At 64.3% G+C, this 26,761-nt stretch carries 29 protein-coding genes and 1 tRNA gene; 16 read left to right on the top strand and 14 right to left on the bottom strand.

The features are described 5' to 3' along the window. Positions 1-12: 12 nt before the first annotated feature. Positions 13-768 carry a spermidine synthase gene (locus tag HG549_RS07245; protein ID WP_170028877.1) on the bottom strand — a complete coding sequence of 252 codons (756 nt, stop codon included), beginning with the start codon at positions 766-768 and terminating at the stop codon, positions 13-15. Positions 769-885: 117 nt separating this feature from the next. Between HG549_RS07245 and HG549_RS07240 the strand changes: the two genes are divergently transcribed. Then, positions 886-2,232 (top strand): class II 3-deoxy-7-phosphoheptulonate synthase, encoded by a 1,347-nt coding sequence (locus HG549_RS07240; protein ID WP_003247094.1) that lies wholly within the window; start codon positions 886-888, stop codon positions 2,230-2,232. A 116-nt stretch (positions 2,233-2,348) separates the two neighbouring features. Here HG549_RS07240 and HG549_RS07235 read toward each other — a convergent pair whose 3' ends face one another. Continuing rightward, positions 2,349-2,567: a DUF1127 domain-containing protein gene (locus tag HG549_RS07235; protein ID WP_170028876.1), complete on the bottom strand. Its 219-nt coding sequence runs from the start codon at positions 2,565-2,567 to the stop codon at positions 2,349-2,351. 96 nt (positions 2,568-2,663) lie between these two features. Between HG549_RS07235 and HG549_RS07230 the strand changes: the two genes are divergently transcribed. Next, complete coding sequence (locus HG549_RS07230) at positions 2,664-3,515, top strand: LysR substrate-binding domain-containing protein (RefSeq protein WP_170028875.1); 852 nt, start codon at positions 2,664-2,666, stop codon at positions 3,513-3,515. 51 nt (positions 3,516-3,566) lie between these two features. Here HG549_RS07230 and HG549_RS07225 read toward each other — a convergent pair whose 3' ends face one another. After that, positions 3,567-4,316 carry a sulfite exporter TauE/SafE family protein gene (locus HG549_RS07225; protein WP_170028874.1) on the bottom strand — a complete coding sequence of 250 codons (750 nt, stop codon included), beginning with the start codon at positions 4,314-4,316 and terminating at the stop codon, positions 3,567-3,569. Positions 4,317-4,430: 114 nt separating this feature from the next. On the opposite strand from HG549_RS07225, the gene HG549_RS07220 reads away from it, so the two are divergent. The 3 genes from HG549_RS07220 (at position 4,431) to HG549_RS07210 (ending at position 6,467) form a co-directional block, all read left to right on the top strand. Then, positions 4,431-5,384 (top strand): LysR family transcriptional regulator, encoded by a 954-nt coding sequence (locus tag HG549_RS07220; RefSeq protein WP_170028873.1) that lies wholly within the window; start codon positions 4,431-4,433, stop codon positions 5,382-5,384. Positions 5,385-5,443: 59 nt separating this feature from the next. Then, complete coding sequence (locus HG549_RS07215; RefSeq protein ID WP_170028872.1) at positions 5,444-5,899, top strand: MarR family winged helix-turn-helix transcriptional regulator; 456 nt, start codon at positions 5,444-5,446, stop codon at positions 5,897-5,899. A 139-nt stretch (positions 5,900-6,038) separates the two neighbouring features. Beyond that, entirely contained in the window at positions 6,039-6,467 is a 429-nt protein-coding gene (locus HG549_RS07210; protein WP_170028871.1) for an organic hydroperoxide resistance protein, read from the top strand. Between the two features lie 211 nt (positions 6,468-6,678). Here HG549_RS07210 and efp read toward each other — a convergent pair whose 3' ends face one another. Next, positions 6,679-7,248: an elongation factor P gene (efp, locus tag HG549_RS07205; RefSeq protein WP_170028870.1), complete on the bottom strand. Its 570-nt coding sequence runs from the start codon at positions 7,246-7,248 to the stop codon at positions 6,679-6,681. Positions 7,249-7,296: 48 nt separating this feature from the next. Next, positions 7,297-8,442 (bottom strand): elongation factor P maturation arginine rhamnosyltransferase EarP, encoded by a 1,146-nt coding sequence (gene earP / locus HG549_RS07200; protein ID WP_170028869.1) that lies wholly within the window; start codon positions 8,440-8,442, stop codon positions 7,297-7,299. 130 nt (positions 8,443-8,572) lie between these two features. On the opposite strand from earP, the gene HG549_RS07195 reads away from it, so the two are divergent. After that, positions 8,573-8,965: a hypothetical protein gene (locus HG549_RS07195; protein ID WP_170028868.1), complete on the top strand. Its 393-nt coding sequence runs from the start codon at positions 8,573-8,575 to the stop codon at positions 8,963-8,965. Positions 8,966-8,967: 2 nt separating this feature from the next. After that, positions 8,968-9,438, top strand: coding sequence for a GreA/GreB family elongation factor (locus tag HG549_RS07190; RefSeq protein ID WP_170028867.1), 471 nt, complete (start codon positions 8,968-8,970; stop codon positions 9,436-9,438). Between the two features lie 186 nt (positions 9,439-9,624). Here the strand turns inward: HG549_RS07190 and HG549_RS07185 are convergent, their stop codons facing one another. Next, entirely contained in the window at positions 9,625-10,563 is a 939-nt protein-coding gene (locus HG549_RS07185) for a LysR family transcriptional regulator (RefSeq protein ID WP_170028866.1), read from the bottom strand. Between the two features lie 118 nt (positions 10,564-10,681). Here HG549_RS07185 and HG549_RS07180 point away from each other — a divergent pair, with 118 nt between their 5' ends. The 4 genes from HG549_RS07180 to HG549_RS07165 all read left to right on the top strand — a co-directional run bounded on the left by HG549_RS07180 (position 10,682) and on the right by HG549_RS07165 (position 15,672). Then, complete coding sequence (locus HG549_RS07180) at positions 10,682-11,431, top strand: 3-oxoacyl-ACP reductase family protein (protein ID WP_170028865.1); 750 nt, start codon at positions 10,682-10,684, stop codon at positions 11,429-11,431. Between the two features lie 127 nt (positions 11,432-11,558). Then, positions 11,559-12,746: an MFS transporter gene (locus HG549_RS07175; RefSeq protein WP_170028864.1), complete on the top strand. Its 1,188-nt coding sequence runs from the start codon at positions 11,559-11,561 to the stop codon at positions 12,744-12,746. Positions 12,747-12,956: 210 nt separating this feature from the next. Beyond that, positions 12,957-13,337: a hypothetical protein gene (locus tag HG549_RS07170; RefSeq protein WP_170028863.1), complete on the top strand. Its 381-nt coding sequence runs from the start codon at positions 12,957-12,959 to the stop codon at positions 13,335-13,337. A gap of 202 nt (positions 13,338-13,539) precedes the next feature. After that, positions 13,540-15,672: a TonB-dependent siderophore receptor gene (locus tag HG549_RS07165; protein WP_170028862.1), complete on the top strand. Its 2,133-nt coding sequence runs from the start codon at positions 13,540-13,542 to the stop codon at positions 15,670-15,672. 169 nt (positions 15,673-15,841) lie between these two features. Here HG549_RS07165 and HG549_RS07160 read toward each other — a convergent pair. After that, positions 15,842-15,931, bottom strand: a tRNA-Ser gene (locus HG549_RS07160). A 199-nt stretch (positions 15,932-16,130) separates the two neighbouring features. On the opposite strand from HG549_RS07160, the gene HG549_RS07155 reads away from it, so the two are divergent. From HG549_RS07155 to HG549_RS07145, 3 genes are all read left to right on the top strand, one after another. Next, on the top strand, positions 16,131-16,820 hold the full coding sequence (locus tag HG549_RS07155) for a crotonase/enoyl-CoA hydratase family protein (RefSeq protein WP_170028861.1): 690 nt from the start codon (positions 16,131-16,133) through the stop codon (positions 16,818-16,820). Positions 16,821-16,976: 156 nt separating this feature from the next. After that, the gene (locus HG549_RS07150) at positions 16,977-17,696 is read left to right on the top strand and encodes a 1-acyl-sn-glycerol-3-phosphate acyltransferase (protein WP_170028860.1); all 720 of its coding nucleotides are present in this window, start codon (positions 16,977-16,979) and stop codon (positions 17,694-17,696) included. 131 nt (positions 17,697-17,827) lie between these two features. Beyond that, the gene (locus HG549_RS07145) at positions 17,828-18,799 is read left to right on the top strand and encodes a magnesium and cobalt transport protein CorA (RefSeq protein ID WP_170028859.1); all 972 of its coding nucleotides are present in this window, start codon (positions 17,828-17,830) and stop codon (positions 18,797-18,799) included. A gap of 31 nt (positions 18,800-18,830) precedes the next feature. On the opposite strand, the gene HG549_RS07140 is transcribed toward HG549_RS07145, so the two are convergent. Further along, the gene (locus tag HG549_RS07140; RefSeq protein ID WP_170028858.1) at positions 18,831-19,562 is read right to left on the bottom strand and encodes an amidotransferase; all 732 of its coding nucleotides are present in this window, start codon (positions 19,560-19,562) and stop codon (positions 18,831-18,833) included. Positions 19,563-20,089: 527 nt separating this feature from the next. Here HG549_RS07140 and HG549_RS07135 point away from each other — a divergent pair. Next, positions 20,090-20,890 (top strand): cytochrome c, encoded by an 801-nt coding sequence (locus HG549_RS07135; RefSeq protein WP_170028857.1) that lies wholly within the window; start codon positions 20,090-20,092, stop codon positions 20,888-20,890. Positions 20,891-21,003: 113 nt separating this feature from the next. On the opposite strand, the gene HG549_RS07130 is transcribed toward HG549_RS07135, so the two are convergent. The 4 genes from HG549_RS07130 to HG549_RS07115 all read right to left on the bottom strand — a co-directional run bounded on the left by HG549_RS07130 (position 21,004) and on the right by HG549_RS07115 (position 24,373). Beyond that, entirely contained in the window at positions 21,004-21,336 is a 333-nt protein-coding gene (locus HG549_RS07130) for a ribonuclease E inhibitor RraB (protein ID WP_170028856.1), read from the bottom strand. 175 nt (positions 21,337-21,511) lie between these two features. Beyond that, the gene (locus HG549_RS07125) at positions 21,512-21,748 is read right to left on the bottom strand and encodes a hypothetical protein (protein WP_170028855.1); all 237 of its coding nucleotides are present in this window, start codon (positions 21,746-21,748) and stop codon (positions 21,512-21,514) included. A gap of 217 nt (positions 21,749-21,965) precedes the next feature. After that, positions 21,966-24,041 (bottom strand): LTA synthase family protein, encoded by a 2,076-nt coding sequence (locus HG549_RS07120; protein WP_170028854.1) that lies wholly within the window; start codon positions 24,039-24,041, stop codon positions 21,966-21,968. Between the two features lie 140 nt (positions 24,042-24,181). Continuing rightward, complete coding sequence (locus HG549_RS07115) at positions 24,182-24,373, bottom strand: PLDc N-terminal domain-containing protein (RefSeq protein WP_170028853.1); 192 nt, start codon at positions 24,371-24,373, stop codon at positions 24,182-24,184. Positions 24,374-24,498: 125 nt separating this feature from the next. Between HG549_RS07115 and HG549_RS07110 the strand changes: the two genes are divergently transcribed. Then, positions 24,499-25,437, top strand: coding sequence for a ZIP family metal transporter (locus HG549_RS07110; RefSeq protein WP_170028852.1), 939 nt, complete (start codon positions 24,499-24,501; stop codon positions 25,435-25,437). 106 nt (positions 25,438-25,543) lie between these two features. On the opposite strand, the gene HG549_RS07105 is transcribed toward HG549_RS07110, so the two are convergent. Continuing rightward, positions 25,544-26,074 (bottom strand): hypothetical protein, encoded by a 531-nt coding sequence (locus HG549_RS07105; protein ID WP_170028851.1) that lies wholly within the window; start codon positions 26,072-26,074, stop codon positions 25,544-25,546. A 59-nt stretch (positions 26,075-26,133) separates the two neighbouring features. Continuing rightward, positions 26,134-26,658: an ankyrin repeat domain-containing protein gene (locus HG549_RS07100; RefSeq protein ID WP_170028850.1), complete on the bottom strand. Its 525-nt coding sequence runs from the start codon at positions 26,656-26,658 to the stop codon at positions 26,134-26,136. Between the last annotated feature and the right edge of the window lie 103 nt (positions 26,659-26,761).

Raw genomic sequence — 26,761 nt, 5'->3', positions numbered from 1 at the left:
CCGCGGCAGCCATCAGGTGGCCGGGCGAATCTCGCGGATCAGCCCTTCCAGGCTGTAGCCCAACCGTGGCGCCAGCGCCTCGGCGCGCGCCCGCAGCCCGTCGAGGTCCAGGGTCTGCTCCAGGTCCGCCGGTACCAGCAGGATGACATTGCCCTCCTTCACCGGCAGTTCCCAGTAGTGCCGGTGGTACAAGCCACGCAGCAAGGCTGCGCCCAGCGGCTTGCCGTCGTCGGTGGCCCACTGGTTGATCACCAGCCAGCCGCCGGGGTTGAGCTGCTGCTGGCAGCTTTCCAGGAAGTTCCACGCCAGGTGCCCTACCCCCGGCCCATGGTCGGTGTACAGGTCGACGAACACCAGGTCGGCCTTTTCCGCCGTGGGCAGCAGCTCCAGGGCATCACCGATGCGTACATACAATCGCGGGTCGTCATCCAGGCCCAGGTATTCCATGGCCAGGCGCGGCACGTCCGGGCGCAACTCGATGGCCTCGATGTCATCCAGTGGCAGGAACTTCATGCACGCCTGGGTCAGCGTGCCGGCACCCAGGCCGAGGAACAGCGCGCTTTCCGGTTGTTCGTGGCACAACGCCCCGACCAGCATGGCGCGGGTATAGTCGTACTCCAGCCAGCTGGGGTCGGCGGTGAACACGCAGCTCTGCTCGATCGCATCGCCAAACTCCAGAAAGCGGTAGTCGTCGACTTCATACACGCTGATGACACCAAAGGCATCTTCCACCCGTGCCAGTAGCCGCTCTTGCCGTTCCGTCGTCATGTTCACCACCCAACCGCGCAAAAACGCGCATTGTCCGCCAACACCCTTGCTGCAACAAGCACGGCGCCAACTGTTACCATGGCCCGATAGCCTACAACCGACCAGACCGAGCCCGAGATGAACCAACCGTGGAGCCCTGACAGCTGGCGCGCCCTGCCGATCCAGCAGCAACCGACCTACCCTGACGCCGCGCACCTGCTGAAGGTCGAACAGACCTTGGCCAGCTATCCGCCGCTGGTGTTCGCGGGCGAAGCACGCGAGCTGCGCCGGCAGTTTGCCGAAGTCACCGAAGGCCGCGCCTTCCTGCTGCAGGGCGGCGATTGCGCCGAGAGCTTCGCCGAGTTCTCGGCGGCGAAGATCCGCGACACCTTCAAAGTGCTGCTGCAGATGGCCATCGTCATGACCTTTGCTGCCGGCTGCCCGGTGGTGAAGGTCGGGCGCATGGCCGGGCAATTCGCCAAGCCACGCTCCTCGGGCGATGAAACCATCGGCGACATCACCCTGCCGGCCTACCGTGGCGACATCGTCAACGGCATCGGCTTCGACGCCAAGAGCCGCATCCCCGACCCGGAACGCCTGCTGCAGGCCTACCACCAGGCCACCGCCAGCCTCAACCTGTTGCGTGCCTTTGCCCAGGGCGGGTTTGCCGACCTGCACCAGGTGCACAAATGGAACCTGGACTTCATCGCCAACTCGGCGCTGGCGGACAAATACCACCAGCTGGCCAACCGCATCGATGAAACCCTGGCGTTCATGCGCGCGTGCGGCCTGGACAGCGCGCCGCAACTGCGCGAAACCAGCTTCTTCACCGCCCACGAAGCACTGCTGCTGAATTACGAAGAAGCGTTCGTGCGCCAGGACAGCCTGACCGGCGACTACTACGATTGCTCGGCCCACATGCTGTGGATTGGCGACCGCACCCGGCAGCTGGACGGTGCCCATGTGGAATTCCTGCGCGGCGTGCACAACCCGATCGGGGTCAAGGTTGGCCCAAGCATGAACCCCGAAGAGCTGATTCGCCTGATCGACACGCTGAACCCGGCCAACGACCCCGGGCGCCTGAACCTGATCGTGCGCATGGGGGCTGGCAAGGTGGGCGACCACCTGCCGGGGCTGATCCGCACGGTCGAACGCGAGGGGCGCAAGGTGCTGTGGAGTTCCGACCCGATGCATGGCAATACCATCAAGGCCAGCAGTGGCTACAAGACCCGCGACTTCGCGCAGATCCTCGACGAGGTGAAGCAGTTCTTCCAGGTGCACCAGGCCGAGGGCAGCCATGCCGGCGGCATCCACATCGAGATGACCGGGCAGAACGTGACCGAATGCATCGGTGGTGCCCGGCCGATTACCGAAGATGCCTTGTCGGACCGCTACCACACCCACTGCGACCCGCGGATGAATGCCGACCAGTCACTGGAGCTGGCGTTTCTGATTGCCGAAACGCTGAAGCAGGTACGGCGTTGAGGGTGATGGGTGTATGCCTTGGGGTTTAGGTTGCCGGTGAGATCGCACGCCGCGCGGGCGGCGCTCGATCTCACCGGCGCTGAAAACCCCAAGCCAAGCCCCTGCAACCCCCTCGCTCACTTACGCAGCGGGTCATCCCAGAAATGCCGCTCGGCCTCTTGCTGGATGTCGGCCCGGCTCAACCCCAGGTCGTGCAGGGTGGCATCGCTGAGGCTGGCCAGCTGCTGACGCTGGCGGTACAACTGCAACCACCGCGCCAGCTGGTGTGCGGCCGCATGCCACAGGTGGTTCAGGGAAAAGGCAGGTTGCTGGATGCTGCTGACATGACCTTTCATCGTGAAGCCCTCCGTGTTGATGGCTCCAGTCTGCGGCCGGGCATAAGATCAATCCAACGAATGTTTCTGATGCCATGCATCTCGGAGATTGATGCAATGTCCCAGTACCAGAGTCTCGACGCCGACGTCCTGCGCACCTTTGTCGCCATCGCCGAGCAAGGTGGCTTCACCCGGGCCGGCGAGGTGGTCAACCGCACCCAGTCGGCGGTGAGCATGCAGATGAAACGCCTGGAAGAAGACATCCTGCAACGCCAGCTGTTCGAGCGCGACGGCCGCCAGGTGCGGCTGACCGCCGAAGGCCAGGTGCTGCTGGGTTATGCCCGGCGTATCCTCAAGCTGCACGGCGAAGTGTTCAATACCCTGCGCATGCCGCACATGGTCGGGATGGTCCGTATCGGCACGCCGGACGACTACGCCATGCGCTTTCTGCCGACCATCCTGTCGAGCTTTGCCCAGGCCTACCCGCTGGTGCAGGTAGAGGTGCATTGCGAGTCGTCCAAACAACTGATGCTGCGCCAGGACCTGGACCTGACCATCGTCACCCGCGAACCGGGTAATGAAATTGGCCAACTGTTGCGCCAGGAGCGCCTGGTATGGGCCGCCGCCGACGGTTTCTGCCCGCAGGAGCAACGGCCGATACCGCTGGCGTTGTTCAACAGTGACTGCTTCTGCCGGGCCTGGACCTGCAATGCCCTGGAGGCCCAGGGCATCGATTACCGCATCGCCTATACCAGCCCGAGCCTGGCGGCGATTTTTGCCATCGTCACGGCCGGGCTGGCAGTAACCGCGCAGCTGCACAGCCTGATTGGCGGCAACCTGCGCATCCTGGGCGAGAACGAAGGGTTGCCGCAGTTGCCGGTGGCCAATGTGATGCTGGTGCGCAGTACGCAGAGTGCGTCGCCGATTACCGATTGCATGGCCGATTACATCATCGAAGGGTTCAAGTGAGCCCGGGGCTGCTGTAGCAGCGGCCTTGCTCGCGACAAGGCCGCAAAGCCCTCACAGCTCAAACCCGAGCATCACCGCGCACACCACCAGGAACACGCAGAACATCGCCCGCAGCGCCTTCTCCGGCAACGCATGGGCCAGCTTCACGCCCCAGCTGATGCTGAGCAAGCCGCCCACCGCCAACGGGATGCCTACCCCCCAGTCAACGCTATGGTGCACCCCATAGGTGAGCAAGGTCACCAAGGTACTCGGCGCCGCCAGGGCCAGCGACAACCCCTGCGCGACCACCTGGGTGGTACCGAACACACTGGTCAGGATCGGCGTGGCCACCACCGCCCCGCCCACGCCGAACAAGCCACCCATGGTGCCGGCGAAGCTGCCCAGCACGCCCAGCCATGGCCAGGGGTGACGCAGCTCAGCGCTCGGCGGCGCAACTTTCATGAACATCCGCGCCACGTTCCACACTGCCAGGGCGACCAGGAAGCCGACAAAGCCCAGGCGCATGGAGTGCGCATCCAGCCCCACCGCCCAGATCGACCCCAGCCAGGCGAACACGAAGCTGCACAGCGACAATGGCACGGCGTGGCGCAGTTCGATGCGGTTACGCTGGTGGTAGCGCCACAGCGCCAGCAGCACGTTCGGCACCACCATCACCAGTGCCGTCCCCTGGGCCAGCTGCTGGTCCAGGCCAAACAGCACGCCCAGCGCCGGAATCGCGATCAACCCGCCACCTATGCCGAACAGGCCACCCATGGTGCCCAGGGCAGCGCCCAGCACGATATACAACACCCACTCGATCATCAGGGCCTCTCTGCCTGTACACACACGATGCGGGCATGCTAACCATTGCGGGCTGGCGGGGAAACGCATAGCAGCGCACAATGGCTTTGCGTTATCCGCACAAGCAAGGCAGCCATGAGCCCCGATACCCTCACCGACCAACTGAGCCTGTTTCTCGATGTGCTGGAAACCGGCAGCTTTTCTGCTGCCGCACGCCGCCACCCGCTGACCCCGTCCGCCGTAGCCCGGCGCATCGACAGCCTGGAAAGCGCCGTAGGCAGCCGCCTGTTCACCCGCAGCACCCACGCCGTGCGCGCCACTCCCGCGGGCAACGCCTTCGCCGAACGGGCCAGGCGCATCATCGAAGAACTGCGCCTGGCCCGCGCCGAAGCGGTGTCGCTGAGCAATGCCCCCGAAGGCCTGATCCGCATCGACGCCCCGGCCGCATTTGGCCGCCGCCACCTCGCGCCGGCCATTGCCGACTTCCTGGTGGCCTACCCGGGCCTGGACGTGCAACTGCGCCTGATCGACAGCTTCGTCGACCTGCATGGCAGCCACCTCGGCGAAGTCGACCTGGTGCTGCGCGCCGGCCCGCTGGCCGATACCCGGCTGGTCGCCACGCCACTGGCCTACATGGTGCGTATCGCCTGCGCCAGCCCCGCCTACCTGGCCAGCCGCGGCATCCCCACCTGCCCCAGCGAATTGCCCGGGCACGACGGCCTGGACTGGGACGGCCTGGCGCCGCCCTTTGCCTGGCGCTTCAACGTGGCCGGGCAAACCCGCCTGTACCGCCCCGCACGCATGCGCATGGCCGCGAACAACGCCGAGACCCTGCTGTTCGGGGCGCTCGCCGGGTTGGGCATCGCCCACCTGCCCACCTGGTTGATCAGCGAGTACCTGCTGCGCGGCGAGCTGGTACCACTGTTTTGCGACGGCGGCTTGCCGCAAGCCGAAACCAGCGGTATTTACGCGCTACGCCTGGAACACGAAACGAACTCTCGCAGCCGTTTGCTGCTCGAATTTCTCAAGAGCCGCTTCAGCCCGATTCCACCCTGGGACCTGGCTTTGCGCAGCGAATTGCACAAGTAACGCGCGCACTAATGATCAGCGTGCCAGACTTACCCATTGGTTAACTTTCAAGGACCTGCATGAACGCCGACACCCAAGCCTCCTGTGACGAGCTGCTGCTGGAAAACCAGGTCTGCTTTGCCCTGCACTCCACCTCGTTGCTGATGACCAAAGTCTACAAACCGCTGCTGCAGGCCCTGGGCCTGACCTACCCGCAGTACCTGGCCATGCTCGTGCTGTGGGAGCGCGATGGCCTGACCGTGGGTGAGATCAGCCAGCATCTGCTCACCGACCCCGGCTCGCTGACCCCGCTGCTCAAGCGCCTGGAAAGCGAAGGGCTGCTGCAGCGCAACCGCAGCCGCGAAGACGAACGGGTGGTGCTGGTGCAACTGACCGACAAAGGCCGCGCGCTGCAACAGCGCGCCAGGGAAGTGCCGCAGTGCATTCTCAAGGCCAGTGGGCGCAGCCTGGAACAGCTGCAGCAGTTGCAGGCCGACCTGCTGACCTTGCGCGAGAACCTGCAAAAGAACCTCTGACAATGGGTAGCGGGAGGGCCGTTCGGACGAATGGCAAAAATTTATCTTGCGCACTAACTAATTGCGCGCTAATTTAAATCCCACACCAACCCGCGCCCTTCCGCAGACGGAAGCGCACAACACGTTAGCGAGGCTCAAGATGCAAAAGGTCAATCCGCTGTACATCGCAGAAGCTACCTCCACCGGTGGGCGCGACGGCAAGTCCCGCTCCAGCGACGGCAAGCTGGAAGTCAAGCTCAGCACCCCCAAGGAACTGGGTGGCGCTGGTGGTGACGGTACCAACCCTGAGCAGCTGTTCGCCGCCGGTTACTCGGCATGCTTCATCGGCGCCTTGAAGTTCGTGGCCGGGCAAGAGAAGAAAGCCCTGCCGGCAGAGGCCTCGATCACTGCGAAGGTCGGCATCGGCCAGATTCCGGGCGGGTTCGGCCTGGATATCGACCTGCACATCAACCTGCCGGGCCTGGCCCAGGCCGAGGCCGAAGGGCTGGTGGAAAAGGCGCACAAGGTGTGCCCATACTCGAACGCCACCCGCAATAACGTGGACGTACGGTTGCATGTGACCGTGTAAGGCTCGATTGTAGGAGCGGCCTTGCGTCGCGATGGGCCGCAAAGCGGCCCCAGGAGTGGCCTGCAAAAGCCAGTATTTTTGTGGGATTGTGGGGCCGCTTTGCGGCCCATCGCGACGCAAGGCCGCTCCTACACAGGCGAGTGATGCAGGTAACGATCCAGATACGAAAAAACCCGGCCAAGGCCGGGTTTTTTGTGTTTCACAAGAAGAATTACTTCTTGGAACGGCCCTTGAAGGAGCCATCGCGGGTGTCGATATCGATCCACTCGTCGATTTCGATGAAGTCGGCAACCTGGACTTCAGTACCGTTGGCCAGCTTGGCAGGCTTCATGACCTTGCCCGAGGTGTCGCCGCGAGCAGCGTTCTCGGTGTAGGTGACCTGGCGGCTGATGGTGGTCGGCAGTTCGACCGAAACCACTTTCTCTTCGTACATGGTCAGGGCGCAGACGTCCTGCATGCCTTCTTCGATGTACGGCAGAACGGCGTCGATGTCTTCGGCGTTCAGCTCGTACATGGTGTAGTCGGTGGTGTCCATGAAGGTGTACGCGTCACCGCTGATGAAGGACAGGGTCACTTCCTTGCGGTCGAGGATCACGTCGTCCAGCTTGTCGTCGGCGAAATAGACGGTTTCAGTCTTGTAGCCGGTCAGCAGGTTCTTCAGCTTGGTCTTCATGATCGCGCTGTTGCGACCCGACTTGGTGAATTCGGCTTTCTGTACCAGCCACGGGTCGTTGTCGATCCGCAGTACGGTGCCGGGTTTCAGTTCTTTACCAGTTTTCATTACGCAGTATCCGAATCTGGATGGATTTATAAAAATCGAGGCCGCGTATCATAGCCAATTTCGGTAAAACTGTACCAGCGTCATGGCAAGGTCCGGCTGAGCGGCCTGTTGGGCACACCAATGGCGGGCATGCGCCTGCAGCTCGTCCCAATGCGCCAGCACCTCGCCCCAGGCGGCGTGCATGTCGCGTTGCGTGCGGCTGTCGAGGTTCCAGGCGCGCCACAGATCGACCAGGGCGACTGCGGCAGCGTCCGACAGGCCCTGGCGATAAAGCGCCAGGAACGCTTCGAGTTTTTCCCAGTGGGCGTTCTCCTCTTGCACATAGATGTGCCACAGCAGTGGCCGCCCCGCCCACTGCGCACGCACGAACGAATCCTCGCCGCGCACGGCGTTGAAGTCGCAGCACCAGAGCAGGCGGTCGTAATCGTCCTGGCTGACGAAAGGCAGCACCTGCACGGTCAGCGCCCCCCGCTGGCGTACCGCCCCCACCGGCAGCGCAGGCTCGCCCAGCCAGGCACACAGGTCGCCGAGGATGCGCCCTTCCGGCACCAGCAGGTGGCTGGGCCGGGCATCTTCGGCCAGGGCCTGCAGCCAGCCCCCCAGGTGCGGGTTCTCGTAGGCGAACAGCGAGATCAGCCGCGCGCCGTCCTGCACCGGTACGCCGAGCCCTGCAAGAAACGCGCTGCGCTGCGCCGGGTCGGCCTCGAAGGCCGCGCGGCGCGCCAGCAAGGCGGCCTCGCGTAGCAGGCCGCCGGTGCCGGCGGTAAAGCCGGGGAAGAAGAACACCGTGCGCAACCCGTTGCCTTGCGGCGATGGCAAGCCGTGGCACCCCTCCACCCAGTCTTCGGCACTGAGGTATTCCAGGTTCAGCCATAGCGCCGGTCGCGGCCGCGCGGCCAGTGCTTCGATATAGCCAGCCGGCAAGCGGCAGCCGAAGGCGCCAATGACCACGTCGGCACTGGCCACCGGTTGCCAGTCGGCCGGCCACTGGCGTATCTCGACGCCCTGCTGCCACTGCTGCTCGAGCGTGGCATCGGCACCCGGGCACAGGCGCACGAACGCGCGCAGGTCGTCCACCCACAGGCGCACCGCCAGGCCATGTTCGGCCACCAACTGGCGGGCCAGGCGCCAGGTCACGCCGATATCGCCGTAGTTGTCGACAACGGTGCAGAAGATGTCCCAGCTGGCTTTCATGTGCCCTGCCCTCGCCCAACGGAAAAACCGCGAATTCTGCGGATAAATTGTCGCCGACAAAAGCACCCGCGCGGAAAAATGCCCAGGCGCATGCGACAATGCCCCCGAACCACCCTGCCAGGACAGTGCCATGCCCCGCCACCGTGAACTGAAGATCACCCTCAAGCCGTTACCGTTGACCCTGTGCGTTGCCCTGGGCCTGTGGCTCGGCGCCATGGCCATCGCTGCCAGCCTGTGGCTGGCCCTGCAGCTGTGGCCAGAGCAGGTGCAGCCACTGGCCCAGGCGGTGGCGCCTGGCATTGCCCGGCCAGTTGCAGCGCCAGCCCCGGCGGCGGACGCCCAGGCCGAGATGTTCGAGCGTTACAAGGACATCCTGCACAAGCAGGAGCAGCAACAGGCCGCCGAAGCCGCCCAGGGCAACCCGCGCAACCTGAACAGCCCCAAATGCCAGTTCTGGTTGCAGCAGAACCGCACCGCGCCCACTGACAAAAGCCAGGCCAACGTGCTGGAGTTCTGTTACTGACCATGGACAAGCCCCGCCTGCTGGCGCAGATCGTCGCCACCCTCGAGCATGACCTGGACGTGCTGACACGCGCGGCACAGGCCGCGTATGAAGCGGCCACCGCCGAGGAGAACATCGCCGAAAACAAGTACGACACCCTGGGCCTGGAAGCCTCGTACCTGGCCACTGGCCAGGCCCGCCGCAGCGCCGAGATCCGCACGGCGCTGCAGACCTACCAGCAACTGCTGCTGCGCGATCATGACCCGGCACGCGGGGTGCAGATGAGCAACCTGGTGACGCTGGAAGATGAACACGGCGGGCAGCGGCGCCTGTTCCTCGGGCCCGAGGCGGCAGGGTTGAAGATTGGCGAGGGGGATGGGCTGGTCACGGTGATTACCCCGCGATCGCCGCTGGGGCAGCAGTTGATGGGCAAGCACGTGGATGATGAGGTGCGGCTGGGGTCGCAGACGTTGTTGATTGTCGATGTAGCCTGAGCTGCCCCGTCACCCGGCGCGGCCACATGCGGTCGTTTTGTAGGAGCGGCCTTGCGTCGCGATGGGGCGCACAGCGGCCCCAAGATCTGCGCGCCAGCATGAATAGTCGGGGCTGCTACGCAGCCCATCGCGACGCAAGGCCGCTCCTACAACGGCCGCATCAAGCCTGGGAGCCGCGCAGTACCGTCAAAACGCCTGCAAGGCATCGAACCGCCTCGCCAGGCCCTGACGGGCAAACTGCTCCACCACAAAATCGACAAACGCCCGGGTCTTGCCCGGCAACAGCTTGTGCTCGGCGAAATACAGGCTGATATGCCCATCGTCCACATACCAGTCCGGCAGCACCCGGCGCAGCCGCCCACTCTCCAGGTACGGGACCGCAAACGGCAGGCTCACCAGGGCAATCCCCAGCGCTTGCTCGGCCACCGCACACGCCGCGTCCGAGTCGCTCATGGTCATCGCCTGGCGCAACGCCAGGGGCTGCTGCTCCTGCCAGCGGCTGGTCAACGGCCACGACCGCACCCGGCCGGTCTGCGGCGAACGGATCAGGATACCGTCATGCCGCTGCAGGGCTTGTGGCTCGGTGACCGGTGCATGGCCGGCCAGATAAGCCGGCGCCGCCACCAGCACCCGGTGCGCCGGGGTCAACTTGCGCGCCACCACCCCTGGCGGCAGTTCGAAGCCGCCGCCAATCGCGGCATCGAAGCCCTGGCCGATCAGGTCGACCTGGCGGTTGTCGAAATGCCAGTCCGGGGTAATCGCCGGGTAGCGACGCAGGAACTCGCCCAGCAGCGGCAGCACGTACAAACGCCCGAACACCGTGCCCATGCTGACCCGCAACAACCCGGCCGGCTGGCCCTCGGCGCTGGCCAGGTTGGCCACCGCGTACTGGATGGTGCGAAAGCTGTCACCGACCTCCCCGAGAAATCGCTGCCCCGCCTCGGTCAGGGTCAGCTTGCGGGTACTACGCTGGAACAACCGCACCCCCAAGCGCGCTTCCAACTGGGCGACATGCTTGCCTACCGCAGCCGGGGTGAGGCTCAGGCGCCTGGCAGCCTCGGCAAAACTGCCGACCTCGGCGCTGCGGATGAAACACTCCAAAGCGTTGAACGACTCCATGGCCATGATTCGCAACCAAAGGTTTACTCTGCTGATAGTGATTGCCATCTTATCAGCAGGTAATCAAGCGCCGATACTGCGCCCATCCAAGGCATTCCGGCCTGGCTTCCAGCAGGAGATCAGCATGACCAAGCAACACACCCTCGAAGGCAAAGTGGCCCTGGTACAGGGCGGTTCCCGTGGTATCGGCGCAGCCATCGTGCGACGCCTGGCCCGCGAAGGCGCGCAGGTGGCCTTCACCTATGTGAGTTCCGCCGGGCCGGCAGAACAACTGGCGCGGGAAATTACCGAAAACGGCGGCCGAGCCCTGGCACTGCGCGCCGACAGCGCCGATGCAGCAGCGGTACAACTGGCCGTCGATGACACCGTGAAGGCCTTCGGCCGGCTCGACATCCTGGTCAATAACGCCGGGGTACTGGCGGTGGCGCCAGTGACCGAGTTCGACCTGGCCGACTTCGACCACATGCTGGCGGTGAACGTGCGCAGCGTGTTCGTCGCCAGCCAGGCGGCGGCGGGCTACATGGGCCAGGGCGGGCGCATCATCAATATTGGCAGCACCAACGCCGAGCGCATGCCGTTTGCCGGCGGAGCGCCGTATGCCATGAGCAAATCGGCACTGGTCGGCCTGACGCGCGGCATGGCCCGTGACCTGGGGCCGAAAGGCATCACCGTGAACAACGTGCAGCCCGGGCCGGTAGATACCGACATGAACCCGGCCAGCGGTGAATTCGCCGAAAGCCTGATCCCGCTGATGGCGATCGGGCGGTATGGCGAGGCGGACGAGATCGCCAGCTTCGTCGCCTACCTGGCGGGGCCCGAGGCCGGCTATATCACCGGGGCCAGCCTGACTGTCGATGGTGGCTTTGCCGCCTGATTGAAGGCCCGCCTGTGCTGGCCTGTACGCAGGTAACCCCGCGAACAGGCCAGAACAGCTGTCGCCATTCGCTCACTCAGCTCGCGCCGTGGATAATTCGCCTTTACCTGCCCGTAACGAGAACCGCATGCATACCCCAACCTTGAGCCGCGCACTCATCCTGCTGATGGCCACCGCCACCGGCCTGGCCGTGGCCAGCAACTACTATGCGCAACCGCTGCTGCACAGCATCGCCCAACAGTTTGGCCTGAGCACCGCCAGCGCGGGCAGCATCGTCATTGCCGCGCAGCTCAGCTATGGCGCCGGCCTGTTGCTGCTGGCGCCACTCGGTGACCTGTTCGAGCAGCGCCGGCTGATTACCGTGATGACCGCGATTGCCACCCTGGGCCTGGTGATCAGTGCCTGCGCACCGAGCCTGCCCTGGCTGATCCTCGGCACCGCGCTGACCGGGCTGTTCTCGGTGGTGGCGCAAATTCTGGTACCCATGGCTGCAGCCCTCAGCGAGCCTCATGCGCGTGGGCGCGCAGTCGGCACGCTGATGAGCGGCCTGCTGCTGGGCATCCTGCTGGCACGCACCGCCGCCGGCTTGATGGCCGAGCTGGGCGGCTGGCGCAGCATCTACGTGCTGGCCGCCGTGCTGATGGCCATCACTGCCGTGGCGCTGTACCGCAGCCTGCCGCAACACCACAGCCATGCCGGGCTGAAATACCCGGCGCTGATCGGCTCGGTGTTCCGCCTGTTCGTCGAAGAACCAGTGCTGCGCCTGCGCTCGCTGCTCGGCCTGCTGGCATTCAGCCTGTTCGCCCTGTTCTGGACACCGCTGGCGTTCTTGCTGGCAAAAGACCCGTACCACTATTCCGATGCAGTGATCGGCCTGTTCGGCCTGGCCGGTGCGGCGGGTGCGCTGTCGGCCAACTGGGCCGGGCGCCTGGCCGACCGCGGCAAGGGCGCGCTGGGCACCACCGTGGGCCTGGTGGTATTGCTGCTGTCCTGGGTTCCGCTGGGCTTTGCCGAGCAATCGTTGGTGGCCCTGCTACTGGGCGTGCTGATGCTCGACCTGGCGGTGCAACTGGTGCACGTGAGCAACCAGAATGCGGTGATCGCCCTGCGCCCTGAAGCGCGTACGCGGCTGAATGCCGGTTACATCACCTGTTACTTCATCGGCGGGGCGCTGGGCTCGTTGCTGGGCACGCAATTGTTCCAGTACCAGGGCTGGATGGGCATCGTCGTCGCTGGGCTGGTGATTGGCGCGCTGGCATTGCTGGCGTGGGGGATGGCCGAGCGCAAGCGCAGGCAGCTGTTGCAGGCAGCCTGAGAATCCGCGTCGGGTTTGTTCGCGGGCGCGCCTGCAGCCACAGCTATTCAGGCTTGTGGCCATCCCGTGGCAGCAGGCATGCCGGCGAAGAGGCCATCAGCCATGGCGACAAAGTACCGCACTACCCTCCGTCGTCTGGGCGTTGACTTGCCCGCCATGGCAGCGCTCAGTAAGCGTTGGTCAATGCCCTTTCCCTGACAGGACGACGTTATGACAAGACTCACGGTGCAATCCGGCGATTTCTTGCAAGGTGAAGGCGAGTATCGCAACGGATCGCTCACGCTCAAGACCCCGCGCAGCCCCTCCCCGGGCGAGCGCATTTCCCTGGCCCGCATCAGCGACCTGCGGCTGGCCAGTCTCGAATCCAGCCGTAGCCTGGGCAGCGCCCTGGGCTGGGGCGTGGCCGGCGCCCTGGTGGCCGGGCCGGTGGGGCTGCTGGCCGGACTGTGGCTGGGCGGCAAGGAAGAACAAGCCACCTTCTTGGCCACCTTCAAGGACGGCCGCAAGCTCATGGCCAGTACCGATGGCAAGACCTGGTCGAAGATCGATGACAACTGGCGCCAGCACCGGCGGCCAGCCAGCAAAGGCTGACTGAGTATCGCAACACCCGGATCGTTTTATGGGCAAGGCGGCGGTAAGATGCCGCCTTTTTCATGGCCTGTGCCGGCCTCTTCGCGGGCTTGCCCGCTCCCACAGAAAACTCACTGTTCTCAGGTGCAGTGATATCACTGTGGGAGCGGGCAAGCCCGCGAAGAGGCCGGCACAGGCGCAGCGCATCCAGGAGCCCCACCGCATGCCCCCGCGTCAAACCCGCCTGCCCCTGAGCCTGCTCAGCCTGGGCCTGGCCCTGCATTGCCCGCAGGTGCTGGCCGAAGACAGCGTGTTGCTGGCCCCGTTGCAGGTGGCCGACACCTATGCCAGCGACGGTTACCAGGCTCGCGAAGCCGCGGTGGGCGGCTTCCAGCCTGCGCCGTTGCTCGATACCCCCGCCGCCATCAGTGTGTTCAGCCAGCAGTTGCTCGAAGACCGCCAGGTACGCTTGCTCAGCGAAGTGCTGCAAAGCGATGCCTCGGTGGGCGAAAGCTATGCCCCCATCGGTTACTACGAAAACTTCAACGTCCGTGGCTTCGAGCTCAATGCGGCCAGCAGCTACCGCATCAACGGCCAGACCATCGCCGGCGAGCAGAACGTGGCCCTGGAAAACAAGCAGCAGGTGGAATTGCTCAAAGGCCTGTCGGGGCTGCAGAGCGGCGTGTCGGAGCCAGGCGGCCTAGTAAACTACGTGACCAAGCGCGCCGAAGACGTGCGCAGCGTCACCGTATCGACCAATGAACAGGGCGAACGCTACCTGGCCACCGACCTGGGCGGCTGGTTCGGCAGCGAGCGGCAATTCGGCCTGCGCGCCAACCTGGCCCATGAAGATATCCGCTCGTATGTCGACCACGCCGATGGCAAGCGCGACTTCGCTTCACTGGCCTTCGACTGGCAGCTCAACCCGGATGCCACCTTGCAGCTGGATGCTGAATACCAGCACCGCGAACAACGCTCGGTACCGGGCTATCAGCTGCTCGGCGGCAGCACTGTGCCCCATGGCATCGATCCCGACGAGCGCCTCGCCTACCAGCACTGGGCCAAGCCGGTGCAGAACGACTCGCTGAACCTGGGCGGGCGTTTCGAGTACCACTTCAACGAGGCCTGGAGCGGAACCTTGAGCGCCTCGCGCAGCAAGGTGGTGATCGACGACTACAGTTCGTTTGCCTGGGGATCGAGCGCAGGCGCGTTCTTCGGCAGCAATGGCGACTACGATATCTACGACTTCCGCAGCCCCGACGATACCCGCCGCACCGATGAGGCGCAGGCGATGCTCAATGGGCGTTTCGACGCGCTGGGCGTGGCGCACGACCTGACCGTAGGTACCAGCGCGCAGCGGCGCACCCTGGATCAGCGCCCGTACTACAACGAGTGGCTCGGCACCGGCAACATCCATGCGGGTAGCCCGGTGCTCGCCCCGTCCGCCAAACCTGTCGGCGCCAGCGAACGCCGCCTGGACAGCCGCCAGTACGGCCTGTTCGTCAGCGACCGCATCAGCTTCAGCGAGCAATGGCAGACCGTGCTGGGCGCGCGTGAAGTGCGCCTGGATGAACAGACCTGGGACGAAAACGGCGCCGCAGGCCGCCATACCCGACAGTACCAGCTGCTACCCAATGCCGCGTTGATCTACAAGCCGCAGCCGGATACCACGCTATATGCCAGCTATGCCAAAGGCCTGTCAGCAGGCGGCACAGCCCCTTGGTTTGCCAGCAACGCCGCGGAAATACTTGCGCCAACCACGTCGCACCAGCTGGAACTGGGCCTCAAGCATGACTGGCAAGGCCTGAGCTTCAGCGCCGCGCTGTTCCAGATCCGCCAGGCCTATCAATATGCGCGCCCGGACGGCGCAGGCCACTACACCTACCTCCAGCAAGGCCAGCAGAAGAACACCGGCCTGGAACTGGGCGCCAGTGGCTGGGTAACCTCGAACCTGCAGGTGCAGGCCAGCGCCGCCGCCATACGTGCGCGGGTACAGGACAGCGGTACCGATGCCTATGAAGGCCACCAGGCGATCAATGTGCCCAGGCTGCGGGCGGCGCTGCAGGCGGAATACACCCTGCCGGTGCCGGGCCTGGCGTTACTCGGCGGCGCACGCTACAGCGCCAGCAAGTATGCAAGCCAGGCGGGGAACGTGGAGGTTGGCGGGTACACCGTGTTCGATCTCGGCAGCCGATACCGCCTGCGGGTCGGGGAATATGACACGGTGCTGCGGCTGACAGTGGATAACCTGTTCGACAAACGCTACTGGCGCGACGTGGGCGACTACCTGGGCGACAACTACCTGTTCCAGGGGGCACCGCGGACCGCCCGGCTTTCGGCCTCGGTGAGTTTCTGAGGCTGTGGGGCCGCGTTGCGGCCCATTGCGACACCGGCAGATCGCGCAGGTCAAGCTGCACGCACCCCGGTAAGCGGCAGCCTTGTGTCGCGGGGGCTGCGCAGTAACCCTCATTCCCCGGAAAACAAAAAGCCCCCGGCTGTTCAGCGCGGGGGCTCTTCGTAGAATGTGGCGGTGAAGAAGGGATTTGAACCCTTGATACGATTTCTCGTATACACACTTTCCAGGCGTGCTCCTTCGACCACTCGGACACTTCACCGTTTTCTCTTCAAGCCTTTCAGCCTGTCGAGGCGCGCTAATTTAGTGGAAGGTCTTTCCTTTGGCAAGCATTTTTTTCAATTTTTTCATGCATTTGCATTTGAGCCGCGGCGAACGCTGACCGACCGGTCAGCCTTGCTGCTTTACCTCGCCCCTGGCGCTGGGTAACGTCGTCGCCACGCCAACAAAAGGACTCTGCCATGAGCGAGCTGATTACCTACCACGCCGAAGACGGCATCGCCACCCTGACCCTGAACAACGGCAAGGTCAATGCCATTTCGCCAGACGTCATCGCCGCGTTCAACGCCGCGCTCGACCGCGCCACTGAAGAACGCGCGGTGGTGATCATCACCGGCCAGCCGGGGATTCTGTCCGGCGGCTACGACCTCAAGGTAATGACCAGCGGCCCGCAACAAGCCATCAGCCTGGTCACCGCCGGTTCCACCCTCGCCCGCCGCCTGCTCGCGCACCCGTTCCCGGTGGTGGTCGCCTGCCCGGGCAATGCCGTGGCCAAGGGCGCCTTCCTGCTGCTGTCCGGCGACTATCGCATCGGCGTCGAAGGGCCGTACAAGGTGTGCCTGAACGAAGTGCAGATCGGCATGACCATGCACCATGCCGGTATCGAGCTGGCCCGCGACCGCTTGCGCCGTTCGGCCTTCCACCGCGCGGTGATCAACGCCGAAGTGTTTGACCCGCTAGGCGCGGTAGAGGCCGGCTTCCTCGACAAGGTGGTACCTGCCGAACAGTTGCATGAGGCCGCACTGGCGGCGGCGCGCGAGCTGAAGAAGCTGAACATGCTGGCGCACAAGAACACCAAGCTGAAGGTGCGCAAAGGGTTGCTGGACGCGCTGGACAAGGCGATCGAGCTGGACCAGCAGCATATGGGTTGAGCACTGGCGTTATCGCGGATCCCCCTCTCCAGAGGCCTCGCTGCATAGGTGGCAGCGGGGTTACCCGCGAAGCGGCCGGCACTGCTCACAGCAGAGTTTGCCCAGACCAGTGCACACCCGTACACTGCCCGGCGACTGTCTGGTGTGAGTCGTACCATGCTCTACTCCCTTCGCATGTTTCTGCTGGCGCTGCATTTTCTTGTGGTTGGCGCCGTGGGCCTGGTCATTGGCCTGTGCCGCCCGTTCAACCCCGACAACAGCCGCGTATTCGCCCGCCTCTACAGCCTGCCCGCCACCTGGCTGATGCGGCTCAAGGTCAAGGCCGAAGTCGGCCCGCTGTGGGACCAGCCGCCCGGCTGCGTGATCGTCGCCAACCACCAGTCCAACTTCGACCTGTTCGTGCTGGGCCAGGTGGTGCCCCAGCGCACCGTGGCCATCGGCAAGAAGAGCCTGGGCTGGATCCCGCTGTTCGGCCAGCTGTTCTGGCTGGGCGGCAACGTGCTGGTCGACCGCAAGAACGCCTATCAGGCACGCAAGGCCCTGCAGAAGACCACCCGGGTGCTGCAGGATGACACCTCGATCTGGATTTTCCCGGAAGGTACGCGCAATGCCGGCGAGCAGCTGCTGGCGTTCAAGAAGGGGGCGTTCCACATGGCCATCGAGGCCGGTGTACCGATCGTGCCGGTGTGCGTCAGCCGTTACGCCGGGCGCCTGAGCCTGAACAGCTGGCGCCGGCGCACGGTGATCGTGCGCTCGCTGCCGCCGATCGCCACCGCGGGCATGACCCTGCAGGACCTGCCGGCGCTGATCGAGCAGTGCCGGGTGCAGATGCAACATTGCATCGATCGCATGGAAGCTGAACTGGCCGAGCGCTAGGCCGCCTGCGTGGGCCTCTTCGCGGCTTAAGCCGCGAAGCAGCCAGCTCCGATTCCAGCCCCGGCAGGTTGCTCTTGCGCCAGCTACAGCCCAAGCTGTACGTCGTGTCCAACCGGAATAAGCGAACAACCATGGGTCGAGTCGTGGCATCGGCGGTGTACAGCGCCGGCAGAAAGGTCACCAACATCAGCATCGACGAAGGCAGCGAGTGGGCACGCAAGCCCGGGCACTTCGTGTGGATCGGCCTGGAAGAGCCCAACGCCGAGGAGCTGGCCAACCTGCAGCAGCAGTTCAACCTGCACGAACTGGCCATCGAGGACGCCCTGGAAAAGCACAGCCGGCCCAAGCTGGAAACCTTCGGCGACGCCCTGTTCATCGTCACCTACTCGCCGGTGCGCCACGAAGGCAAGCTGGAGTTCATCGAAACCCACATCTTCGCCGGCAACGGCTACATCATCACCTGCCGCAACGGCCACTCGAAATCCTACGCCCTGGTGCGTCAGCGCTGCGAGGCGCGGCCATTGCTGCTGGAGCACGGCGAAGACTTCGTGCTGTACGCCCTGCTCGACTTCGTCACCGAGAACTACCAGCCGGTCAGCGAGGCCATTCATGGCGAGATCGAGGAGCTGGAGCAGAGCGTGCTCGGTGGCTCGCTGCAGGAGGACGATATCCGCCGCCTGCACAGCCTGCGCCGCGACATCCTGCGCCTGCGCCGCTACGTGGCGCCGATGGTGGAGGTGAGCGAGGAACTGCAACGCCTGAGCTTCCCGTTCATCGACAAGAACATGCGCCCGTATTTCCGCGACGTGCAGATCCACGTGACACGGCAGATGGAGGACCTGGCCGGCATCCGCGACATCGCCAGCCAGACCATCGAGATCGGCATGCTGCTGGAATCGTCGCGGCAGAGCATCGTGCAGCGCAAGTTTGCCGCCTGGGCGGCGATCCTGGCGTTCCCTACGGCGATTGCCGGGATTTACGGGATGAACTTCCAGAACATGCCGGAGCTGGGCTGGCACTACGGCTATTTTGCGGTGCTGGGCGTGATCGGCTTGGGCTGTAGCGGGCTCTATGCCAGCTTCAAGAAGTCGGGCTGGCTCTAGAAAGCCGGGGCCGCGTTGCAGCCCCCGGCCGTTATGCCGCGTCGTGCTTGCTGATCGGGTGCTGGATGAAGCGCAGCATCCACTCCCCGACCAGGTCCCCCTGGTGCTCGGTGGCCAGGCTGGCCACCGCCTTGTGGTACACCTCATCCCCCAGGTACTCCTGGCGCGCATCCAGTAGCGCGCGGGAGTAGTCATGGACGAATTCCGGGTGGCCCTGGAAGCACAGCACCTGGTCACCAATGTGGTAGGCCGCGTTCGGGCAGAAGTCGCTGGACGCAATCACCGTGGCCCCCTCGGGCAACGCGGTCACCTGGTCCTGATGGCTGATCAGCAAGGTCAGCTCCGACACTTCCGGGTCCATCCACGGCGCATGGGCTGCCAGCGAATAGCGATGAATACCCACGCCCCAGCCCTGCTCGGCGCGTTCGGCCTTGCCGCCCAGGGTCAACGCCAGCAACTGGTGGCCGAAACACACCCCCAACAGCTTCTCGCCACGCTCGTACAGCTTCAGCAGGTAGGCCTTGAGGGTCTGGATCCAGGGGTCGGTACCGAAGGAATCGGCCTTGCTGCCGGTCACCAGGTACGCATCGAACACTTCCTCGTCGGCGGGGTAATCGCCATTCATCACGTTGTACACACGAAACTCGGCGGCGATCGGCTGACGCGAGAAGAGCTGCTCGAACATCCTGCCGTAGCCCTGGTACTGCGCGATCAACTCCGGTCGCAGGACATCGGTTTCAAGGATGCAGATGCGTAACGACATAGGGATAGTCCTGAACGACATAGGTGGGAATCTGCTGTAGAGACTGACGCGAAAGGCACGTACAAGCAAGTAGGGCGCACTGACGAACGGTCACATTTCGTCGGCGCGCTGCTGGCACTTGCGCCACTGTCTAGCGAGAGGATGCCAGCCGGATGGCACATGGCCTCATAGCCAGATAAACCGATATCGTCAATTGTTAGAACAAAGGGTTCTCAAACATGGATGACGCACACCCTACTGTTGGTTGTATATCCACTTTCAAGAGGCAGGCAGTACCGGCGTCCACCCACGCCACTGCGATCAGCCCGAAGCTCGACAGGGAAGCCAAGGGGTATTCAGGAATAACAACAAGAAGGCGGTCCGCCATGTTCAGACAATCGAAAATTCGCCAAGCTGGGCTCATTCTCTTCGCCACGACTCTGCTGCTGATCCTGCCGAACCTGACACGCTTGTTCGGCTGATTGCCGCTGTGGCGTCAACAGGCAACGCACAGGTAACCTGCTGGCCTTGATGGTTGGAGATTACCCATGCGCCACTGCCTTGCACTGTTAGCGTTACTCCTGAGCCTGCCGCTGTCGGCGGCGCAACTGCACCTCGAACTGGGCGCCACGTCGCGCCAATGGAGCAGTGCCGAGCTGCTGGCGCACCCGCAGGCTCGGCAGATCAGCATCGACCAGGACGTGTCCTATCAGCGGCCCATGCATTATCGGGCGGTGCCGCTGGCCGTGCTGCTCGAGGGGGTGAACGCCAGCGACCATCTGCAGGCGGTGGCGCTGGACGGTTTTGCTGCCGAAATGCCCGCCGCGCCGCTGCTGCAGCGCGGGCCGGCCCAGGCCTGGCTGGCCGTGGAAGACCCGGGCAAGCCGTGGCCGGCACTGGGCCAGGGCAAACCGAGTGCTGGGCCGTTCTACCTGGTGTGGACGGCACCGCAGGCAAGCGGCATCCGCCCGGAACAGTGGCCGTTCCAGATTGCCACGATTCGCAAGCTCGCTTCTGTCGAAGCGCGCTTTCCGGCGCTGCTGCCCGACCCCAAGCTGCCGGCCGACAGCCCGGTCCGCCAGGGCTTTGCCTTGTTCCAGCAAAACTGCCTGGCCTGCCACCGGCTCAACGGTGCCGGGGATGCGCAGCTGGGCCCGGACTTGAACGTGCCGCACAACCCGACCGAGTATTTCCAGCCGGGGTATCTACGGCAACTGATTCGTGACCCGCAGCGCCTGCGGCAGTGGCCGCAGGCGAAGATGCCGGCGTTTACGCAAAGCGTGTTGAGCGAAGCAGAGCTGGATAGCCTGCTGGCATATCTGGCGCACATGGCCAAGCGCAAGCCTTGAGAGCGGCGTACGCGGCTTCGCGGCTGGCCCGCTGGCACAGGATGACCGGTGAATTGCCCGGGTCAGCTCCCTGGTTGAGCGGGCACAATCGCGAAGCAGGCAGCACAGAACGCTCAGGCGGTGACCCGCTCCTGCTTGACCCCCCACCCTTCCACCTCGCCACCATAGGGCGTGACCAGCTGCTCGAAGGCCTCTTCGAAGTCACCTATGCCACCGTGGGTGGCATACATGACCTTGCTCAGTTCCAGGTGCCAGGCACCGTCGTCCAGTTCCTTCACCTGGGCATTGAGGGACTCGCCGCGAAACTGGCCGGCGGCGCGACGGGCGCCAGCCTCGTCGGGGAATACCGCGTAGAACTCGATGGGGTGGATCTGGGTGAAGTCGAAACCGCCTGCTTTCATCTGGCGCAGGACGTTGCTGCTGATATCGTCGTTCTGGCTGCTCATGAATCGTCCTCCTGAATAATGCGATGGATAGACTTTCCGTGCACTACGCACCTGCCGGCAGCGGCCGGGCAGTTCGAGCTGATGCAAGACGCGAAGAGATGCGGTGCCAACCTGCGGAACAACAGGCACCTTCCACCAGCGTAGTGCCTGCCTCGGCACCACGCAAACGTACAGGTCAGGGCGCTTCGTGGATACTGGTGATGGTCACGCCGCTCTGCTCCTTGAGCCAGCGGGCGGTGGGAGAAATGGTGCGGTCCTGGAAGTCGTTGAGGTCCAGCTCATCCATCACCGGGAACAGGTGCGAGCGTATCGCGCGGGCGGCGTCCTCCTCACTGGGACGGTGCTCGGCATGCAGCACCAGCGAGGACGGTTCGCCTTTCTGGTCGGCAAAGATGACTTCCCACTCTTTCATTGAACGAGCCCTCTCAATTCAAGGAACACAGGTGTGTGATGCCTGAATAAATGACCTTGGGCCAAGAAGAATGTTCAGTCGGGGGGAGGTTTGAGGCACGGCCATTGCCAGCAGGCCGGCCCCCACCGGGGGAGTGCAGAGGTTGCGCACCATGCGCTGTACCGGTGGGCGCCGGCTTGCCGGCGAACAGGGCCGCAAGGCGGCCCTGACTGCAGCCTTACTTCGGGGTACCGTGCACTACACCGGCGGTGTTATCCAGCAGGCTCTTGGTCGCCGTCTGGATATACGCCTCGAGCTTCTTCAGCATTGCCGGCTGATCCGGGCTTTCGATCAGCTCGGCCTTGAACTCGCGCCCCAGCTGGTAGCGGTACATGCGCGGGGTCATGTCCTTGGACTCGATCAGGATGCGGTCGCCCTGCACCAGGCCGACGATCTGTTCGCTGCCCGATGGCTTGATCATGCCCATGCCCTGGTCGCCCTCAGGCAGGTTGAGCAGGTCGCGGCCCCAGCACTGGTGGCGGGCCTGGCCACCCAGGCGGCCCATGATGGTCGGCACGATATCGACCTGGGTGCCCACGGTGTGGTTGACCGCGCCAAACTTCTCCTGGATGCCCGGGCCAATCAGCAGCAACGGCACGTTGAAGCGGCCCAGGTCCAGCTCGGTGACCTGCTGCTGGTTGCCAAAGCCATGGTCGCCGACGATGACGAACAGGGTTTCCTTGAAATACGGCTGCTTGCGCGCCTTCTCGAAGAACTGGCCCAGCGCCCAGTCGGAATAACGCATGGCGGTGAGGTGCTCGTCCAGGCGGCCTTGCCCGGTGACTTTCTCTACCGGCAGGTCCTTGGGCAGCGCATACGGTGTGTGGTTGGACAGGGTCTGCAACAGTGCGTAGACCGGCTTCTTGCCGTCGTGCTTGGCCAGCTCTTCGGCGCCACGGTCGAACATGTCCTGGTCGGACACGCCCCAGGTCGGGTCGGAGAACACCGGATTGACGAAGTCGTTACGGCCAATGAAGGTGGTCATGCCCTGGTTGCCGAAGAACCCGGACTGGTTATCCCAGGCGAAGTCGCCGTTGTAGACGTACATGTCGTCGTAGTCGCGGGCGCTGAGCAAGGCCGGCAGGCCAGACAGCTTGTGGCCGCCTTCCGGGGTCTGCATCAGGTATTCGAAGCCTGGCAGGTTGGGGAAGCAGGCCATGGTGGCGAACATGCCCTGGTGGGTATGGGTGCCGTTGGAGAAGAAGCGATCGAACAGCAGGCCCTCTTTGGCCAGCTTGTCGAAATACGGGGTGATGTTGTTGGGGCTGCCCAGCGCGCCCACCGAGTGGCCGGCAAAGCTTTCCATCAGGATCACCACCACGTTCTTGATCGGCAGGGTGCGCTCGGCCGGCGGGGTGAAGTCGCGGCGGATGGCAGCCTCGTCGGCATCGACCAGCGTGTCGTTGGCGGTCAGCAGTTGCTCACGCACGCTTTGCGTGGCCACGTCCTGCGGCAGCACCGGCTTCCAGATGTTGGCGCGGTCCTCGCCGAAGCGGCTCTTGGCGGCATCGATCAGGGTCAGGGTACCGTTCAGGCCCAGCTGGTTGACGAAGTTGGAATCGGTGGTGAAGGCATCACCCCAGCGCATCGGCGGGCCCTGGCGCAGGGTGCCACGCGCGGCGACCACGGCCACCAGCAGGATCACCATGAACACGGCCAGGCGGTTGTACCACGGCGCCACGCGGCGCTGCAGGGTGACTTCGCCGTTGCCAGCGCCGCGGGTGATGCGGTCGATGCCCTTGAACAGCAGGCTCAGCAGCCAGGTACCGAACAGCCAGGCCAACAGGTAGCGCACCACCGGGAAGCCGTACCAGAGCATGCTCAGCACGGTTTTCGGGTCTTCCTTGATGTACTGGAAGACCAGGCCGTTGAGGCGCTGGTGGAACTCGCGGTAGAAGTCCATTTCCATCAGGCCGAGGAACATCACCACGCTCGCGCTGATGGTCAGCCACAAGCGGAACACCCCGCGCCGGGCCATGGCCCAGGGGCTGAGGATGGCCAGCAGCAGCGGAATACTCAGGTACACCACCACCCGCAAGTCGAAGCGCAGGCCGTTGAGGAAGCCTTCGGCGACAGTCGCATATGGGGTTTCGCCGATCATGTCGCTGTTGTAGACCAGCAGCGCCAGGCGCACGAGGCTGAGCATCAGCATGATCACCAGGCCGCTGAGCAGCGTGTAGGCCAGGTGGGATTTCAGGGTCGGCGGGAACGGCGCTCGCGCGCCCCGTTGCTTCAAGGCGTCAGGGTTGGCCATGAATGGGAAGGTCCTAGGATTGCGGTTTGCGGAGATGGCGCAGGTGTGAACCAACGCAGCATGGTGCGGGTGCGAATTCTGTTTAAACCAATGTGAAAATTTTGTCACGGGGGTGTTGCCGGTTTTGTCCGTTGCGGCGCTCAGATACGCACATTTCCCCGCGGCCCGGCTATCGCCCAGATCACCAGCCCCACTACCGGCAACAAGGCGATCAGCAGGATCCACAGCACCTTGATGCCCACCTCGCTGGCACTTCTGACTACATTGAGAATGGCCCAGATATCCAGCGCCAGGATGATCAGCCCGACCAGGCTGTTGAACATCGACCCCATGGCAAAACTCCTGTCAAAGGCTTTGCTGCACAGCATAGCCAGCTATCACGTCGATAGAAGGGAATCCTTGGCCGTTTGCGCGGGTCACTGCATAAACTGGCCCATCCACTGATTTCGAGGTTGCCATGCCACCCGCACACACCCACAGCATCGTCCCGCCGTCAGGCATCAGCGCCTGGCGCCAGCAGATCAACAACAGCCCGTGGGTCGGCGCCGGCCTGGCGCTGAGCCTGCTGGCAGTGCTGGTACTGCTGGGGGCAAGCCTGTGGAACGCGATCCACGGCGACCATGCTCAGCACCTGCACCTGGCGGCGCTGGGCGGGCTGTCCGGCTTCGGCGCGACCGCCCTGGGTGCGGTGCTGGCGGTGGTACTGCGTGACGTCAGCACGCGCAGCCAGGACGTGATGCTGGGCTTTGCCGCCGGCATGATGCTGGCAGCCAGTTCGTTCTCACTGATTCTGCCGGGCCTGGACGCTGCCCGGGAAATCACCGGCAATGGCCCTGCTGCGGCGCTTACCGTAGTGGTGGGCATGGGCCTGGGCGTGCTGCTGATGCTCGGCCTGGACCGCTTTACCCCGCACGAGCACGAAAGGGTCGGCGTGGCCGGGCCGGAAACCGAGCGGTTCAGCCGGGTGTGGCTGTTCGTGCTGGCGATCACCCTGCATAACCTGCCCGAAGGGATGGCGATTGGCGTGAGTTTCGCCAACGGTGACATGAACATCGGCCTGCCGCTGACCACCGCCATCGCCATCCAGGACATCCCCGAAGGCCTGGCCGTGGCCCTGGCCTTGCGGGCCACGGGTTTGTCGAACCTGAAAGCGGCCCTGGTGGCGATCGGGTCGGGGCTGATGGAGCCGCTGGGCGCAGTGATCGGCCTGGGCATCTCGACCGGCTTTGCCCTGGCCTACCCGATCAGCATGGGCCTGGCGGCGGGAGCGATGATCTTCGTGGTGAGCCATGAGGTGATTCCCGAAACCCACCGCAACGGGCACCAGACCACGGCGACCCTGGGGCTGATGGGTGGGTTTGCGGTGATGATGTTTCTGGATACAGCGCTGGGCTGAACTCATCAGCTGCCTGGGCTGGCCTCTTCGCGGATAAATCCGCTCCTACAAGGACATCTGCGGGCCTGTAGGAGCGGATTCATCCGCGAAGGGGCAAAAGGTGCCATCAGACGTGTACCGCTACCTTCAAGGCCTCCAGCGCTGGCTCGACCCTGATGCCGAGTTCCGCCCCCAACTCCAGCACCCGTGCCAGGTCGTTCTGCCCCACCATCACCATCTGCAGCTCGTCATCCAGCAACTGGCTGAAATTGAGCAGTACATAACCCCCCGCTTCTTTGTTCAGCGCGCCCATTTGCACCTGGATACGGTTGAGCGCGGTCAGCGGCTCGGTGCGGGCCAGCTGCTTGGGCTTGAGGGTGAACGGTACGCTCTGGTCGAACGAAGCACTGATCTGCTCGAACAGCTCCTGGTAGCTGTCGGCCTGGAACACCACGGTGTCCGGCAGGCTGCCCAGCACCACCCATTCGCCCAGCGGGATAGGGAAGCTGTCGTCGTAGTTGATGTCGGGGTTGGCGGCGAGGAAGGCAGCCGGGTCGGCGTAGGCCTGGGCGGCTTCGTCGGCGATGCGCTCGATGTCCTCCTCGCGCATGCAGCCAGCGCCAATGAGGCTGATGAATTCGAGCAACTGAGTTTTCATGAAAGGGGCCTGCGACGGGTGAAAAGTCGCCAAGGATAGCCGCAAACGCCCCCTTGCGGTTAGCCGGCCAGCGCTTGCAGCCGTGCTGCGGTATCCACGGCGCCCATGGTTTGCGCCGCCATTAGCGCGGTGGCACCGCGGACATCCTGGCGCGCCGGGTCGGCGCCCTGGGCCAGCAGGTAATCGAGGATTTCGCTGCGGTTGAACATGGCCGCCAGCATCAAGGCGGTGCGGCCATCCTGCGCGGCGGCATCCACCGGCACGCCATGCTCGAGCAGCAGGCGGATCATGGCCAGGTCGCCCTTGAACGCGGCGCCGGCGATGGGCAACTGGCCGTTGTCATTGGCAATCAGCGGGTCGGCGCCGTGTGCCAACAGCACCCGCACGGCGTCGTGATGACCGTGGTAGCTGGCCAGCATCAGCAAGGTGTCGCCCTTGTGATTGCGCAGGTTGGCCGGCAGGCCGCTGGCCAGCAGGCGCCCGAGCATCTCGGCATCGCCCTGGCGGGCACGGTCGAATACCTGCTCGGCGAATGCGGCCGCCTCGTCTTCGCTCATGGTGGTGGGTGCGGTTTGGGTGGACATCGGGAACCTCCTGGCATCAAACATTGCCCAAGTGTTTGTCAGGCCCCGGTTGCCGGTCAAAGGTTCAGTTTCTATCGAGCCGATAGGCAACAGGCGCACCGTG

The organism is Pseudomonas sp. SK, assembly GCF_012975065.1.
Classification (GTDB): Bacteria; Pseudomonadota; Gammaproteobacteria; order Pseudomonadales; family Pseudomonadaceae; genus Aquipseudomonas; species Aquipseudomonas anuradhapurensis.
Note: the sequence above shows the minus strand (reverse complement) of the source record. Positions and strands in the feature narration are given on the sequence as shown.